The organism is Streptomyces sp. BV286, assembly GCF_019090165.1.
In the GTDB taxonomy this organism is placed as follows: domain Bacteria; phylum Actinomycetota; class Actinomycetes; order Streptomycetales; family Streptomycetaceae; genus Streptomyces.
The window spans coordinates 85928-100137 of record NZ_JAHRIB010000156.1 but is presented as its reverse complement, the minus strand read 5'-3'; the positions used below and the strand labels follow the sequence as shown (position 1 = coordinate 100137).

Here is a 14210-nt window from a genome sequence, read left to right as displayed (position 1 = left end):
ACGGGCCCGAGCGTAGCTCCGGTGAATGATGACGGGAAGTTGTGAAGTTCGATTGTCCGGACAAAGCGTTGACAGGGTGTAGGGTCCGCCCTCAGTTTGGTCCCATGCGCATCGGACTCATCGGGACGGGTCGTATCGGTACATTTCATGCGACCGCCCTCAGTCGTCACCGCGAGGTGGGCGGCTCCCTCATCGTCACGGACGCGGACCCCGCACGGGCACGACGGCTCGCGGACCGCTTAGGCGCCACGGCGGCGCCCGGCGTGGACGAGATCTTCACCTGGGGCGTGGACGCCGTGGTCATCACCGCGGCCACATCGGCCCACGGCGAACTGATCGGTCGGGCAGCACGGGCCGGGCTTCCCGTCTTCTGCGAGAAGCCCATAGCCCTCGACCTGGCGGGCACACTGACGGCCATCGCGGAGGTCGAAGCAGCCGGAACGATCCTGCAGATGGGCTTCCAGCGGCGCTTCGACCTGGGCTACACGGCCGCGCGCGAGGCGGTGCGCTCCGGCCGGCTCGGCCGGCTGCACACCGTACGGGCGATGACCTCCGACCAGTCACCGCCGTCGCCCGCGTACCTGCCGCTCTCCGGCGGACTGTACCGGGACGCCCTGGTGCAGGACTTCGACATGCTGCGGTGGGTGACCGGGCACGAGGTCACCGAGGTGTACGCGATGGGGTCGGACACCGGGCCCCCGATGTTCCGCGAGGCGGGCGACATCGACACGGCGGCGGCCGTCCTCACGCTGGACGACGGCACGCTCGCCTCGGCGACGGCGACCCGCCTGAACGGCGCCGGCTACGACGTACGGATGGAGCTGGCCGGAGAGCTGGACCAGATCGGGGTCGGGCTCGACGACCGCACGCCCATCGCGTCCACGGAAGCGGCGGGGCCGCCGGCCGCGACCAAGCCGTGGACGGGGTTCCTGGAGCGGTTCGGGCCGGCGTACGAGGCGGAGCTGCACGCGTTCGTCGAGGTGGTGCGCGGCGAGCGGGCCAACCCGTGCGACGGGCGCGAGGCGCTGCACGCGCTGCGGATCGCCGAGGCGTGCGAACTGTCCCGGCGCGGACGCAGGGCGGTCCACCTTGCGGAGATCCCCGGCGGCCGGGACTGACCTCCCTGCCGGGCCGGCGCCACCGGCGAGGGCCGGACGCCGCCGGGGCGCCCGGGCCGGGGCCTCGCCGCTCACACCGCCCGGGCCGCGCCACCCGGGCCTCAGCGCCCGTCCTCCTCCAGAAGTCCGGCGTCGTACGTCAACAGGGCGATCTGCACGCGGTTGTTGAGGTCGAGTTTGGCGAGGATGCGGGAGACGTGCGTCTTCACGGTGGCCACGCTCATGAACAGTCCGGTCGCGATCTCGGCGTTCGAGCAGCCCTGACCGACCGCCACGGCGACCTCGCGCTCACGGTCGTTGAGGGCGGCGACACGCGTACGGGCCGTCGTGCGCCGGGTGTCGAGCGCGCCGCCCGCGGCGTGCTCCATCAACTGCCGGGTGACGGTGGGCGAGAGCACGGGATCACCGGCCGCGACCCGGCGTACGGCGTGGAGGATCTCGGCGGGCGGGGTGTCCTTGAGAACGAAGCCCGCGGCGCCCGCACGCAGGGCGCGCAGCACCTGCTCGTCGGCGTGGAAAGTGGTGAGAACAATGACCTGGGGGGCGTCCTTGCGGCCGCGGAGCCGTTCCGTGGCGACCAGGCCGTCCACCGTCGGCATCCTGATGTCCATGAGGACGACGTCGGGGCGCGTACGGTCGACGAGCGCTTCGACCTCGCCGCCGTCGGCGGCCTCGCCCACGATCTCGAGGTCGTCGGCGCCGCCCAGCATGAAGGAGAGGCCGGCTCTGACCAGCGGGTCGTCGTCGACGAGGAGCAGACGGATCGGAGTCATGCGCCTACCGTAATGACACCGCCCCACCGGACCGCACCCTTTTCCCGGGCTCGTCCGGGGACGGCGGCCCCTCCAGTGCCCCTGCGCGACCGGGCACACGACGCACGCTCCGGCTCGCACGCCCGGTCGCGCACCGGCTCACACCGCGTCCTCAACGCCAGGGCAGCCACGCGTGCACGAGGAAACCGCCGTCCTCGCCCGGTCCATGCTCCAGGCGTCCGCCCGCGAGCGTGGCCCGTTCGGTGAGACCGATGAGGCCCTGCCCGGAGCCCGGGACGTGGGGGACGTCGCCGGGCGGCGGCGGGTTGTGCACGGAGACGGTGACGCCGGCGCCCCGGGCACCGGCCACGGTGACCGTGACCTCCGCGCCCGGGGCGTGCTTGCGGGCGTTGGTCAGGCACTCCTGGGCGATGCGGTACGTGGTGCGGCCCACCGAGGCGGGGACGTCGGCCGCGTCCACGACCCTGCTGTCGAGCGTGACCTTCATGCCTGCCTCGCGGCTCTCGGCGACCAGCCCCTCCAGGGCGGCGAGCGTCGGCTGCGGCCGCCCGGACTCGTCGCCGTCGTCACCGGAGGCCCGGAGCACCCCGATGATCTCCCGCAGGTCCTGGAGGGCCTCGTGCGCGCTCTCGCGGATCACCCCGGCGGCCCGCGCCACCTCCGCCCGGGGGGCGTCCGGCCGGATCTCCAGCGCCCCGGCGTGCACGCTGAGCAGGGTCAGCCGATGGGCGAGGACGTCGTGCATCTCGCGTGCGATGGCCTCCCGGGCCAGCCGCTGGGCCTGCTCGGCCCGCAGCTCCGCCTCGGTCTCCGCCCGCCGCGCACGGTCGCGAAGACTCATCATGAGCTGCCGCTTGGCCCGCGCGAGCATGCCCCAGCCCACCACCGCGACGGTCAGCAGCCCGCCGAGGCCGACGACCACGATGAACGGGAGCTCCGAGTCGGGGCGCAGCCAGTAGAAGACGGGCAGCAGCGCGAGACTGGCGCCCGCCATCCACGCGACGTACCTGAAGGGCCTGTGCACGGCGAGTGTGAACAGGGCGACCATCGCCGCGCCGCCCGCGCTGTTCGACACGAAGCCGACCGGCACCATCGCCACGGCCAGGCCGACCGGCCAGCGCCGCCGGAGCCAGACGGCCGCACAGGCCAGCGCCCCGAGCGACTGGTCGAGGACTTCCACCGCGTACGGGAGGGTGGGGTCCTTCGTCGCCTCCTCGGCGCCGAGGAGGCCCACCACGACGGCGATCAGGAAACAGGCGAAGTCGACGGCCCAGTCCCGCGCGGTGCGCCGCGGGCGTCCCTTGCGACCGGTGAGGTCCGGGTCCAGTTCCGAAGTGACGGCCGACGGGAGGAACCACCGGCGCACGGGGGTGGTCGGGGGTTTCGGCAGCGGCGCGATATCACTCACGGTCGACAAATCTACGCATCCGCGACCGCTCGCACCGCCCCGGACGCCTGATCATCTACCAAAGTCGCAGGCGCGGCAGACTTTCGGCCGGGCCCCCGGCGCCACCGGGGACTTCCGTCGGCCGGGCCTCGCCCCGCGGCCGATGAACGCGGGAGGACGGCGGGGCGAGGATCCTCGTATGAAGCAGGTTCTGGAGTTTCTCGGCGTGATCGCTCTGCTGCAGGGCGGGGTCGGCCTGGTGCACGAGTTCACCGGGTGGATGCGCGACTGGGGTCTCGTACAGCGGCTCGGTTTTCTCGACGGCCGCGAGATCTACGGGAGCGTCGCGCTGGTGGTGCTGTCGTTCGCGCTGTTCGCGGCGGCCGAGAGCCGCAAGACCGGATAGACGGAGTCCGGACAGGCGAAGTACGGACGGGCGGCGGCCGGACGGGAGACGGCCGGACGGGCGGTGTGCGGACAGCGGTGTCTGGACAGGCATCACCGGCACCGCCTCAAGGCCTTCCATGGGACGCCGCTCCCGAGGTTAACTCCCGGAAAACTCATGGGACTTGTCGGGAAACTCCACAGACTTGTCATTGACATGCCACCATCTACGCGCGTCATCATGAAGGCATGAGATTCCCCCCACGGATCACTCGCATCGGCGCCGCGGGCGCTGTCCTGTCCGCCCTCCTCATCGGCGGCACCGTCACCGCCAACGCCGCGGAGACGTCCGCCGCGGCGGTCGGCAGCGTCTGTTACGGCAGCCTGCCGTCCCAGGCGCACGACACGCTCGACCTGATCGAGCAGGGCGGCCCCTACCCCTACTCGCAGGACGGCAGCGTCTTCCAGAACCGGGAAGGCATCCTTCCCGGCCAGTCCACCGGGTATTACCACGAGTACACGGTCAAGACCCCCGGCTCCTCGACGCGCGGCGCCCGCCGCATCGTCACCGGCGAGGAGCACCAGGAGGACTACTACACGGCTGACCACTACGCCTCGTTCCGGCTGGTCAACTACGGCTGCTGAACCACCGCTGTGTCCGTCGGAACCGCCGGCGGCCCGGTAGGCGTTCAGCCGGGCCGCCGGTCTCCGCCGGGAGGCGCACAGCATGCGCGAAGACCTCGCCCCGCGACCCCCCACACCTGTCGCGGGGCGAGGCCCGTTCAAGCGCCGCAGCCCGTCCCGCTGCCTCGCGGAAGGCGCCGGAGCGGTCGTTCCTGTCGCCCGTCCCGACGCCGAGCCCTTCGCCGCTCCCCGGCTCGGGCCGGACAGGTACCCGATGCCGACCTGGGCCGACGGCCCGGCTTCGGGGCGATCAGTGCTCCGCCCGTGCCGCGTTACGTCTATCGTGGAAAATCACGCAATGACGACCCGTGTCGAGGCGGACAGCACATGAGGAAACCGCAGATCGACTACGCGGCGGTCTTCCGGGCCCTGCCCGGCATGGTGGCACTGCTCACCCCCGAGCTGGTGTACATCGACGCCAACGAGGACTTCCTGCGGCTGGCAGGCCGCACCCGCGAACAACTGCTCGGGCGCTACATTTTCGACGTCTTCCCCGAGAACCCGAACGATCCGGCCGCAGCGGGCATGCGGGAGACCCGCGAGTCGATGCTGCGGGTCGTCTCCACGGGCGAGCGCGACACGATGGCGCTGCTCCGCTACGACATCGAGGACCCCGCCCGCCCGGGCCACTGGGGAGAGCACTACTGGAGCCCGGTCAACGCACCCGTCCTCGGCGCCGACGGCAAGGTGGTGCTCGTCGTACACAGGGTCGAGGAGGTCACCGAACTCATCCGCGCCCGCGGCGGCCCCGGACACGACAGCCGCGACGCCCGCGTCCTGGAGGCCGAGCTGTACACCCGCGCCCGGGAACTGCAGGACGTCAACGAACGGCTGCGTCAGGCACACGCCCGGGAGCGCGAGGTCGCTCTGGCCCTGCAGTCGGCGATGCTGCCCGCACCCGTCCCGATCGGGCCGCACGAGGCGGCCGTGCGCTACCAGCCGGCCATCGACGCCCTGAACGTGTGCGGCGACTGGTACGACCTGGTCGACCTGCCCGGCGACAACCTCGCGGTCGCGGTCGGTGACGTCGTCGGCCACGGCCTGGCGGCAGCCTGCGCCATGGGACAGCTGCGCAGCGCGCTCAGCGCCGCCTGCCGGGTCGCCGGCGGCCCGGCCCGGGCGCTGGAGGCCCTCGGCCTGTACGCCCGCTTCGTCGAGGGCGCCGAGTCCACCACGGTCGTGACCACCTTCATCGACTGGGACAGCCACACCGTCACCTACAGCTGCGCCGGCCACCTCCCGCCCGCCCTGCTGCACCCCGACGGCACCGTCACCTTCCTCGACCAGGCCACCGATCCCCCGCTCGCGGCCCGCCCCGAGCACCACCGGCGCCCCCAGGCCCGCGTTCCCTTCACCGAGGGCGCCACCCTGGTCCTCTACACCGACGGTCTCATCGAACGCCGTGACGAGGACATCGACGCCGGGCTGGACCGCCTCGCCGCCGCCCTGACCCGGCACCGGCGGTCCGGCCCCGAGACCCTGGCCGACGCCCTGCTCACCGACCTCCTGTCCCCCACCGGCAACACCGACGACACCGCCCTGGTCGTCATCCGCCTCTGACCGACTCCGCCGCGCCCGTCCCGCCCGGCACGGCCGCGCGGGTCACGCGGACGCGTCCGGGAGTTCGTACGTGCCGTACTCGGGGCGTCCTGCCAGGTCGTACGTGTGGATGGCCACGCCCGCGCCCGTGACCCGCGCCGCGGTGTGCCTGAACGCGGTCGGTACACCGCCGTCGGCGAAGAGACGGCGTCCGGCGCCGAGGACGACGGGGAACGACAGCAGGTGCACGGTGTCGACGAGGTCGAGTTCCAGGAGGGACCGGGCGAGGGCTCCGCTGCCGTGGACCTGCACCTCACCCCGGGTCCTCGCCTTGATGGCGGTGACCTCCTCGGCGAGGTCGCCGCGGATCACGGTGGTGCCGGCCCACTCGGGGTCCGTGAGGCTCGACGAGGCGACGTACTTCGGCAGGGAGTTGAGCTTCGTGGCGACCGGGTCGGCAGGGTCGGTCATCCTCGGCCAGTGCCCGGCGAAGATGTCGTAGGTGCGGCGGCCGAGCAGGAAGGCGCCCACGCCGGAGAAGACCTCGGTGACGAACCGTCCGAAGTCGTCGTCGCCGTAGGGGACGCTCCAGCCGCCCTGGGTGAAGCCCCCGCCGGGGTCCTCGGTGGGGCCTCCGGGGGCCTGGTAAACGCCGTCGAGGGTGACGAACGAGGTGAGAACGAGCTTGCCCATGACGGGTGCCTTCTTTCGCGCCGGATGTCCTGTCATCAGCTCAGACCGCCGGGGCGCCCGCAACTCATCGGTGAACTCGGTGTCCGTTCGCCGCCAGCGTCCCGGGTCCGTGGCCGCTGGGATGGACGCATGAACACACGGACGACGACACAAGCAGGCATGAACGGAACAGTGGCCCTGGTGACCGGCGGCAGCCGCGGGATCGGCGCGGCGACGGCCGTACGGCTCGCCCGGGAGGGCGCCGACGTGGCCCTGACCTATGTGCGCGACAAGGACGCGGCGGACGACGTCGCCGGGCGGATCCGGGCGCTGGGGCGGCGGGCGCTCGCCCTCCGCGCGGACTCCGCCGACGCGGACGAGGCGTCGGCCGCCGTGGAGCGCGCCGCCGAGGGCCTCGGCGGACTCGACGTGCTGGTGAACAACGCGGGCGTCGGACTGCTCGGCCCCATCGAGAGCCTCTCGCTCGCCGACATCGACCGGGTCCTGGCCGTGAACGTACGAGGGGTGTTCCTCGCGTCCCGGGCGGCTGCGGCCCGTATGGGACCGGGCGGGCGGATCATCACCATCGGTACGTGCATGACGCAGCGCGTGCCGGGCCCCGGCGGCACCCTGTACGCCACCGGGAAGTCGGCGCTCGTCGGCTTGACGAAGTCCCTCGCGAGGGAGCTGGGCGAGCGCGGGATCACGGCGAACATCGTCCATCCCGGGCCGATCGACACGGACATGAATCCGGCCGACGGCCCGTACGCGGCGGGGCAGGTGGCGCTGACCGCCGTGGGACGGTTCGGGACGGCCGACGAGGTCGCGTCCGCCGTGGCCTACCTGGCCGGCGCCGAGGCCGCGTACGTCACGGGAGCGGAGTTCTCGGTGGACGGGGGGCATGCGGCATGACGCCGGCCGGACGGACGTAGAACAACCGCGGGACGGGCCGGGGCTCAGCCGCCGAGTTCCTGGTGGCGGGCCGTCAGGCGGGTCGCGCCGTCCTCCGTCAGGGCGCCGAACAGCCTGAGGCGGGAGATGCCGCCGTCGGGGAAGATGTCCACGCGGGCGTGCGTGCCGACGGCCGGGGCGGTGAGGACGAACCGGTGGTTCGTGTCGGGCTGGAGACGGGTCCGGGGCAGGACCTCCGTCCACTCGCCCTCCGCGCCGTCGCGCACGGAAACGGACGCCCAGCCCGCCGAGTTGCCCTTCAGATAGGCCGTGTCGATCTCGATCGCGCGGATCTCGGACCGCGCGACCAGCTGGTAGCGGATCCAGTCGTTGCCCTGGTCGCGGCGCCGCCGGGTCTCCCAGCCGTCGTCCATCTTGCGGCTACGCCCGGGTTGGATGGTGTTCGTGGCGGGCGAGTAGAAGCGGTCGGACGCGTCCTCGACCTGGCCGCCGTTCTCCAGGGCGACCACGTCGAAGGTGCCGAGGACCGCAAGCCAGCGCGGGTCCGGTACGACCTCGCCGTACACGCGAAGGCGCGCGATGCCGCCGTCGGGATGCTGGTTGACGCGGAGATGGGTGATGCGCTGCTCGACGTCGACGGCGAAGCCGTTGGCCGCGTGGCCGCCGACCTCCGTACGGGGTACGAGAGTTGTCCACTTGACGTCGTCCGCGAGGAGTTCCTCGGGGGACGGGGATCCGGGTACCGACGTCCCCTCGACGGACACGGCCTGCGGGTAGTTGCCGCGGAAGTGGGCGGTGTCGACGACGATGCCGCGTACGACACCGGGAGCGCCGAGGCGGACGAGCGCCCAGTCGTGGTCGTCGGCGGTGGGCCACGGGTGGCCGTCGGACGTACCGCGCCGGCGCCGGGTCTCCCAGCCGTCCATGATCTTGCCCTTGTGCCCGAAGTGCTCGGGGTCGAACTCCGCCCGCCCGGGCAGCAGCAGGTTCTCGCGCTGGGCGAAGAACTCGTCGTTGGCGGCGACGACCCCGGCGCCGAGCTGCCGGTCGGCGAGGTCGGCGTACCGGGTGAAGGGGAAGTCGGCGGTGCGGTGGTCCGCGTACGGGTCGCCGCCTCCGTAGGGGCTCGCGTCGCCGGTGAATCGAGCCAAAGCGGGTCGATGCTGCTCCGTCACGGTGATCAGGTCTTCCTTTCGGGGACGGCCGCTGCGGGTGCGGGGGCGTTCGTGGACTGCGGGTGCGGGGGCGTTCGTGGACTGCGGGGTCGGGCTTCGGGTACGGACTACGGTCGCCGGGACAGGAGTTGCCCGCGCGGTTCGGTGAACTCGCCGTCGGACACGATGCGTTCGCCGCGCAGCCACGTGGACCGGACGACACCGTGCAGGGTCCGGCCGGCGTACGCGGTGATCCGGTTGCGGTGCTGGAGGGCCGCCGGATCGACGGTGAAGGTCTCGTCGGGGGCGAGCACCGCGAAGTCGGCGTCACGGCCGGCCTCGATGGCGCCCTTGCGGTCGTCGAGGCCGACCAGTTCGGCCGTGCGCGAGGACATCCAGCGGACCACGTCCTCCAGACCGTGTCCTCGCTTGCGGGCCTCGGTCCAGACGGCGGACAGGCTGAGCTGGAGCCCGGAGATGCCGCCCCACGCGGTCGCGAAGTCGTCGGTCTTGAGGTCGGCCGTCGACGGCGAGTGGTCGGTGACCACGCAGTCGATGGTGCCGTCGGCCAGCGCCTGCCACAGGAGGTCCTGGTTCGCGGCCTCACGGATGGGCGGGCAGCACTTGAACTCGCTGGCCCCGTCCGGGACTTCCTCGGCGGTGAGTGTCAGATAGTGCGGACAGGTCTCCACCGTGAGGCGTACGCCCTCGCGCTTGGCGGCCGCGATCTGCGGCAGCGCGTCGCTGGACGACAGGTGCAGTACGTGGACGCGCGCGTCGAGGCGCCGGGCCTGCGCGATGAGGTTCGCGACGGCGGTGTTCTCGGCGTCGCGCGGCCGCGAGGCGAGGAAGGCCGCGTACGCGACGGCCTCCCGCGGGCCCGGCTGGGGCGCGGCGGCCAGGTGATGCGGGTCCTCGGCGTGCACGATGAGCAGGCCGTCGAATCCGGCGATCTCCGCGAGGGACTGGGCGAGTTGGTCCTGGTCCAGCTCGGGGAACTCGTCGACCCCCGAGGGCGACAGGAACGCCTTGAAGCCGAAGACGCCCGCGTCGTGCAGCGGTCGCAGATCCTTCACGTTGCCGGGCAGGGCGCCGCCCCAGAACCCGAGGTCGATGTGCGCCTTGGGCCGGGCGACGTCCTTCTTGGTGCGGAGGTGGTCGACCGTGGTGGTGGGAGGCAGGGAATTGAGGGGCATGTCGACGAGCGTCGTGATGCCACCGGCCGCCGCGGCGCGCGTGGCGGTCCAGAAGCCCTCCCACTCCGTGCGGCCCGGGTCGTTGACGTGCACGTGGGTGTCGACGAGTCCGGGCAGCAGGACGTCGTCGCCGAAGTCCTCCAGCCGGGCCCCGGCGGGCACCTCGGCGTCGTGCGGGAGCACCGCCGTGATCTTTCCCGCGGCGACGGCGACCGAGGCGGCGCGCGTCCCTTCGGGAGTGATGACGCGCGTCGAGCGCAGGACCAGTTCGACCAGTGCGTCGTCGGACACCGGGACCCCTTTCATGCCGGACGTCTCATTCCGCTGTTCACATCCACGTAACGGAATTCAACGTTCTGTTGAAGGAGTCTTCACTCCGTACCCCGTGCCGTCAAGGGTCGGCCTTCCGGCCGTCGCCGCGGGCGACCACCCCTAGACGTTTCCACAAAGCGGAAATACACTTCCGTAAAGCAGAACTTAGCCACACGCAGCCGTGCAGTCAACCAACTGCCGGGTAGGCTTCCCACCTGCCTGCCCGTCTGAAAGGACCGCGCCCGTGCCGACGTCCAGCGACGCCCCTGCCGATGTCGCCGCAAAGCCAGCCGCCGGCGGCGGTGGCGTCCAGTCCCTCGAGCGCGCCTTCGACCTGCTGGAGAGGATGGCGGACGCGGGCGGCGAGGTCGGGCTGAGCGAGCTCTCCGCGAGCAGCGGTCTGCCGCTGCCCACCATCCACCGCCTCATGCGCACCCTCGTGGCCTGCGGTTACGTGCGCCAGCAGACCAACCGGCGGTACGCGCTCGGCCCGCGCCTGATCCGTCTCGGCGAGTCGGCGTCCAGGCTGCTCGGCACGTGGGCGCGCCCCTATCTGGCCCGTCTGGTCGAGGAGACCGGCGAGACGGCGAACATGGCACTGCTCGACGGCGACGAGATCGTGTACGTGGCCCAGGTGCCGTCCAAGCACTCCATGCGGATGTTCACCGAGGTGGGCCGCAGGGTGCTGCCGCACTCCACCGGCGTGGGCAAGGCCCTCCTCGCCCACGTACCGGCCGACGAGGTGCGCGCCCTCCTGTCCCGTACGGGCATGCCCGCCGCCACCGAGAAGACGATCACGACACCGGACGGCTTCCTCGACGCCCTGGAGGAGGTGCGGCGCGCCGGCTACGCGGTGGACGACAACGAGCAGGAGATCGGGGTCCGCTGCCTCGCCGTCCCCGTACCCGACTCGCCCACCGCGGCGGCCATTTCGATCTCCGGACCGGCCGGCCGCGTCACGGAGGCGGCCACGGAGCGGATCGTGCCCGTGCTCCAGCAGGTCGCGGTGGAACTGTCGGCGGCGCTGGCGAGTTCGGGCCCCGCGGCCTGAGCGGGCCCGCCCGCCGGGCCGCGCCCGACGGGCCTGCCCGGCAAGGGAGTCGACCGGCCCGGGAAGGCCGTCGCCCGGTCGGGCTCAGCGGCGCGGCGGCTCTCCGAAGAGGTCGACCGCGCTGCGTACGCCCGCGAGCCCCGCGGCCAGCGCGCTGACCGAGCCGATGGAACCGGCGACCAGGAGCAGCGAGCGGCGCAGGCGCGGAGCCTCGGGGATGCCGCTGACGGCCATCGCGGCGAGCGCCGCCAGTTCGTCCTCGGCGATGCCGCGGTCCGGGAACTCGGCCGGAAGCGCGGCGAGTTCACGGCGCAGTCTGGACACCGCGGTCCGCAACTCCGCCACTCTCGGGTCCTCGTCGCTGCCGGTCACTGACCTCTGTCCCAAGCTCCGCAACACAGCTCTCCCCTTCCCACGCCGTCGTGCGCGAGACGCCCTCGCTCCCGCCGACCGTCCCGTGGCGCTGGTCGGGCGCCGGGGACGCGGGCCAGTAAACGCCACCCGGTGCGGTGGACGCCACCACGAGGACCGAAATTCAGACCCCGGACATCCTCTTCTCGCCCCGCGGTCAGGTATGCAGGAGGAATGACGCACAACGACGACCGGGTCGCCGGACTGCTCCTCGCCGCGGGCGGCGGCCGGCGCCTCGGCGGACGCCCCAAGGCCCTCCTCGAACACCGGGGGCGCCCGCTGGTGGAGCACGCGGCCGGAGTGCTGCGCGCCGCCGGCTGCGCCCGGATCCACGTCGTAGTGGGGGCCCGGGCCGAGACCGTACGGGAGCGGGCGGAGCTGCCCGGGTGCGTACTGGTGGACAACCCGGACTGGGAGGAGGGCATGGGTTCCTCGCTGCGGGCGGGGCTGGAGTCCCTGCGGGGCACCGGAGCGGGGGCCGCTCTCGTGTCACTGGTCGACCAGCCCGGCATCGGCCCCGAGGCGGTGGCCCGGCTCCTGGCCGCCCACCGGTCCCCCGCGTCGCTCGCCTCCGCCTCCTACGACGGCAGGCGCGGACACCCCGTCCTGCTCGGCGCCGACCACTGGGCGGGAATCGCCGCGACTGCGACGGGCGACCGGGGGGCACGCGCCTATCTGAAGGAGCACGCGGACGCGATCACGCTCGTCGAGTGCGCGGACGTGGCACAGCCGTTCGACATCGACACGGTGGCGGACCTCGCGCACCTCGAACAGCACCCGGGGTGAACGGGGTGGCACCGAGCGCCACCTTCCCTCGACCCGGAGAATCTCGACATCAACAAATTATTGAACTTCCACCATGAGGAAACTAGTATCCACTGTTCAGAAGCGCCCGGCCCCTCCACGGGCGTCCACCGCCGTACCCGGTCGACTGGCACCCGGTGCCACGCTCGCTGAAGGAAGTGACCGCTCATGTCCGCACCAGCGCCGTCCCCGCTGGCCATCGTCGGCGCCGAGCCCCTGCCCCGGCAGGAGGAGGTCCTCACCGACGAGGCCCTCGCCTTCGTGGCCGAGTTGCACCGGCGGTTCACGCCCCGGCGTGACGAGCTTCTCGCCCTGCGCGCCGGGCGCCGCGCCGAGATCGCCCGCACCTCCACGCTCGACTTCCTCCCGGAGACCGCCGCGATCCGCGCGGACGACTCCTGGCGGGTGGCCCCGTCGCCCGAGGCCCTCAACGACCGCCGCGTCGAGATCACCGGCCCCACCGACCGCAAGATGACCATCAACGCCCTCAACTCGGGCGCCAGGATCTGGCTGGCGGACTTCGAGGACGCCTCCGCGCCGACCTGGGAGAACGTGGTCCTCGGCCAGGTGAACATGGCCGACGCGTACACCCGGAACATCGACTTCACGGACGAGCGCACCGGCAAGTCGTACGCCCTGAAGGCACCCGGGGAACTGGCCACGGTCGTGATGCGCCCGCGCGGCTGGCATCTGGACGAGCGCCACCTCGTCGACGCCGACGGCACCCCGGTCCCCGGCGCCCTCGTCGACTTCGGCCTGTACTTCTTCCACAACGCCCAGCGGCTGCTGGACCTCGGCAAGGGCCCGTACTTCTACCTGCCGAAGACGGAGTCGCACCTGGAGGCCCGCCTCTGGAACGAGGTGTTCGTCTTCGCACAGGACTACGTCGGCATCCCGCAGGGCACCGTCCGCGCGACCGTCCTGATCGAGACGATCACGGCGGCGTACGAGATGGAGGAGATCCTCTACGAACTCCGCGACCACGCCTCGGGGTTGAACGCGGGCCGCTGGGACTACCTCTTCTCCATCGTCAAGAACTTCCGTGACGGCGGGCAGAAGTTCGTCCTCCCGGACCGCAACGCGGTGACGATGACGGCCCCGTTCATGCGCGCGTACACCGAACTGCTCGTCCGCACCTGCCACAAGCGGGGAGCGCACGCGATCGGCGGCATGGCGGCGTTCATCCCGTCCCGGCGGGACGAGGAGGTCAACAAGGTCGCCTTCGAGAAGGTCAAGGCCGACAAGGACCGCGAGGCGGGCGACGGCTTCGACGGATCGTGGGTGGCCCACCCCGACCTGGTCCCGATCGCGATGGCGTCCTTCGACGCCGTGCTCGGCGACAGGCCGAACCAGAAGGACCGGCTGCGCGAGGACGTCGACGTCAAGGCGGCCGACCTGATCGCCGTCGACTCCCTGGAGGCCAGGCCCACGTACGACGGACTCGTCAACGCCGTCCAGGTCGGCATCCGCTACATCGAGGCCTGGCTGCGGGGCATGGGCGCCGTCGCGATCTTCAACCTGATGGAGGACGCGGCCACCGCGGAGATCTCGCGCTCGCAGATCTGGCAGTGGATCAACGCGGGCGTCGAGTTCGAGCACGACGGGAACATGGTGAAGGCCACGCCCGAGCTGGCCCGCGAGATCGCGGCCCGTGAACTGGCCGACATCCGCGCCGAGATCGGCGAGGAGGCCTTCGCGGCCGGTCGCTGGCAGCAGGCCCACGACCTGCTGCTGACGGTCGCGCTCGACGAGGACTACGCGGACTTCCTGACCCTGCCGGCCTACGAACAGCTGGCCGGCTGAGCGGGCCCGC

The 14210-nt window shown here is 72.1% G+C and carries 14 protein-coding genes; 8 read left to right on the top strand and 6 right to left on the bottom strand.

Annotated elements, in window-relative coordinates; genetic code table 11:
* The first annotated feature begins 104 nt into the window (after positions 1-104).
* Positions 105-1118 (top strand): Gfo/Idh/MocA family oxidoreductase, encoded by a 1014-nt coding sequence (locus KUF83_RS28050; protein WP_217457748.1) that lies wholly within the window; start codon positions 105-107, stop codon positions 1116-1118.
* Between the two features lie 101 nt (positions 1119-1219).
* On the opposite strand, the gene KUF83_RS28045 is transcribed toward KUF83_RS28050, so the two are convergent.
* Complete coding sequence (locus KUF83_RS28045) at positions 1220-1891, bottom strand: response regulator transcription factor (RefSeq protein ID WP_217457747.1); 672 nt, start codon at positions 1889-1891, stop codon at positions 1220-1222.
* Between the two features lie 151 nt (positions 1892-2042).
* Positions 2043-3308, bottom strand: a complete 1266-nt coding sequence (locus KUF83_RS28040; protein WP_217457746.1) for a sensor histidine kinase — start codon at positions 3306-3308, stop codon at positions 2043-2045.
* 169 nt (positions 3309-3477) lie between these two features.
* Here KUF83_RS28040 and KUF83_RS28035 point away from each other — a divergent pair, with 169 nt between their 5' ends.
* The 3 genes from KUF83_RS28035 (at position 3478) to KUF83_RS28025 (ending at position 5906) form a co-directional block, all read left to right on the top strand.
* Positions 3478-3684, top strand: a complete 207-nt coding sequence (locus KUF83_RS28035; protein WP_217457745.1) for a hypothetical protein — start codon at positions 3478-3480, stop codon at positions 3682-3684.
* Positions 3685-3911: 227 nt separating this feature from the next.
* Positions 3912-4307 (top strand): ribonuclease domain-containing protein, encoded by a 396-nt coding sequence (locus KUF83_RS28030; protein ID WP_217457744.1) that lies wholly within the window; start codon positions 3912-3914, stop codon positions 4305-4307.
* 366 nt (positions 4308-4673) lie between these two features.
* On the top strand, positions 4674-5906 hold the full coding sequence (locus KUF83_RS28025; protein ID WP_217457743.1) for a PP2C family protein-serine/threonine phosphatase: 1233 nt from the start codon (positions 4674-4676) through the stop codon (positions 5904-5906).
* 42 nt (positions 5907-5948) lie between these two features.
* Here KUF83_RS28025 and KUF83_RS28020 read toward each other — a convergent pair whose 3' ends face one another.
* Complete coding sequence (locus KUF83_RS28020; RefSeq protein ID WP_217457742.1) at positions 5949-6578, bottom strand: dihydrofolate reductase family protein; 630 nt, start codon at positions 6576-6578, stop codon at positions 5949-5951.
* Between the two features lie 159 nt (positions 6579-6737).
* Between KUF83_RS28020 and KUF83_RS28015 the strand changes: the two genes are divergently transcribed.
* Entirely contained in the window at positions 6738-7469 is a 732-nt protein-coding gene (locus tag KUF83_RS28015; protein ID WP_254644484.1) for an SDR family oxidoreductase, read from the top strand.
* Positions 7470-7513: 44 nt separating this feature from the next.
* Here the strand turns inward: KUF83_RS28015 and alc are convergent, their stop codons facing one another.
* Together alc and allB are read right to left on the bottom strand one after the other, a co-directional pair.
* Positions 7514-8644, bottom strand: coding sequence for an allantoicase (gene alc / locus KUF83_RS28010; RefSeq protein ID WP_308403164.1), 1131 nt, complete (start codon positions 8642-8644; stop codon positions 7514-7516).
* 107 nt (positions 8645-8751) lie between these two features.
* Positions 8752-10125 (bottom strand): allantoinase AllB, encoded by a 1374-nt coding sequence (allB, locus tag KUF83_RS28005; RefSeq protein WP_217457740.1) that lies wholly within the window; start codon positions 10123-10125, stop codon positions 8752-8754.
* A gap of 250 nt (positions 10126-10375) precedes the next feature.
* On the opposite strand from allB, the gene KUF83_RS28000 reads away from it, so the two are divergent.
* Positions 10376-11182 carry an IclR family transcriptional regulator gene (locus KUF83_RS28000; RefSeq protein WP_217457739.1) on the top strand — a complete coding sequence of 269 codons (807 nt, stop codon included), beginning with the start codon at positions 10376-10378 and terminating at the stop codon, positions 11180-11182.
* An 84-nt stretch (positions 11183-11266) separates the two neighbouring features.
* On the opposite strand, the gene KUF83_RS27995 is transcribed toward KUF83_RS28000, so the two are convergent.
* On the bottom strand, positions 11267-11581 hold the full coding sequence (locus tag KUF83_RS27995; RefSeq protein WP_217457738.1) for a DUF5955 family protein: 315 nt from the start codon (positions 11579-11581) through the stop codon (positions 11267-11269).
* Between the two features lie 186 nt (positions 11582-11767).
* Between KUF83_RS27995 and KUF83_RS27990 the strand changes: the two genes are divergently transcribed.
* Positions 11768-12379 carry an NTP transferase domain-containing protein gene (locus KUF83_RS27990; RefSeq protein ID WP_217457737.1) on the top strand — a complete coding sequence of 204 codons (612 nt, stop codon included), beginning with the start codon at positions 11768-11770 and terminating at the stop codon, positions 12377-12379.
* A 186-nt stretch (positions 12380-12565) separates the two neighbouring features.
* A complete protein-coding gene (gene aceB, locus KUF83_RS27985) occupies positions 12566-14200 on the top strand; it encodes a malate synthase A (RefSeq protein ID WP_217457736.1) in 1635 nt (544 codons plus the stop codon).
* Positions 14201-14210: the final 10 nt, after the last annotated feature.

What these genes read in the sequence shown, in the direction of transcription:
- KUF83_RS28020 (WP_217457742.1), bottom strand. Translation starts at nt 6,578, where the DNA reads ATGGGCAAGCTCGTTCTCACCTCGTTCGTCACCCTCGACGGCGTTTAC.
- KUF83_RS28045 (WP_217457747.1), bottom strand. Translation starts at nt 1,891, where the DNA reads ATGACTCCGATCCGTCTGCTCCTCGTCGACGACGACCCGCTGGTCAGA.
- KUF83_RS28030 (WP_217457744.1), top strand. Translation starts at nt 3,912, where the DNA reads ATGAGATTCCCCCCACGGATCACTCGCATCGGCGCCGCGGGCGCTGTC.
- KUF83_RS28050 (WP_217457748.1), top strand. Translation starts at nt 105, where the DNA reads ATGCGCATCGGACTCATCGGGACGGGTCGTATCGGTACATTTCATGCG.
- KUF83_RS28035 (WP_217457745.1), top strand. Translation starts at nt 3,478, where the DNA reads ATGAAGCAGGTTCTGGAGTTTCTCGGCGTGATCGCTCTGCTGCAGGGC.
- KUF83_RS27990 (WP_217457737.1), top strand. Translation starts at nt 11,768, where the DNA reads ATGACGCACAACGACGACCGGGTCGCCGGACTGCTCCTCGCCGCGGGC.
- KUF83_RS28015 (WP_254644484.1), top strand. Translation starts at nt 6,738, where the DNA reads ATGAACGGAACAGTGGCCCTGGTGACCGGCGGCAGCCGCGGGATCGGC.
- KUF83_RS28025 (WP_217457743.1), top strand. Translation starts at nt 4,674, where the DNA reads ATGAGGAAACCGCAGATCGACTACGCGGCGGTCTTCCGGGCCCTGCCC.
- allB (WP_217457740.1), bottom strand. Translation starts at nt 10,125, where the DNA reads ATGAAAGGGGTCCCGGTGTCCGACGACGCACTGGTCGAACTGGTCCTG.
- aceB (WP_217457736.1), top strand. Translation starts at nt 12,566, where the DNA reads ATGTCCGCACCAGCGCCGTCCCCGCTGGCCATCGTCGGCGCCGAGCCC.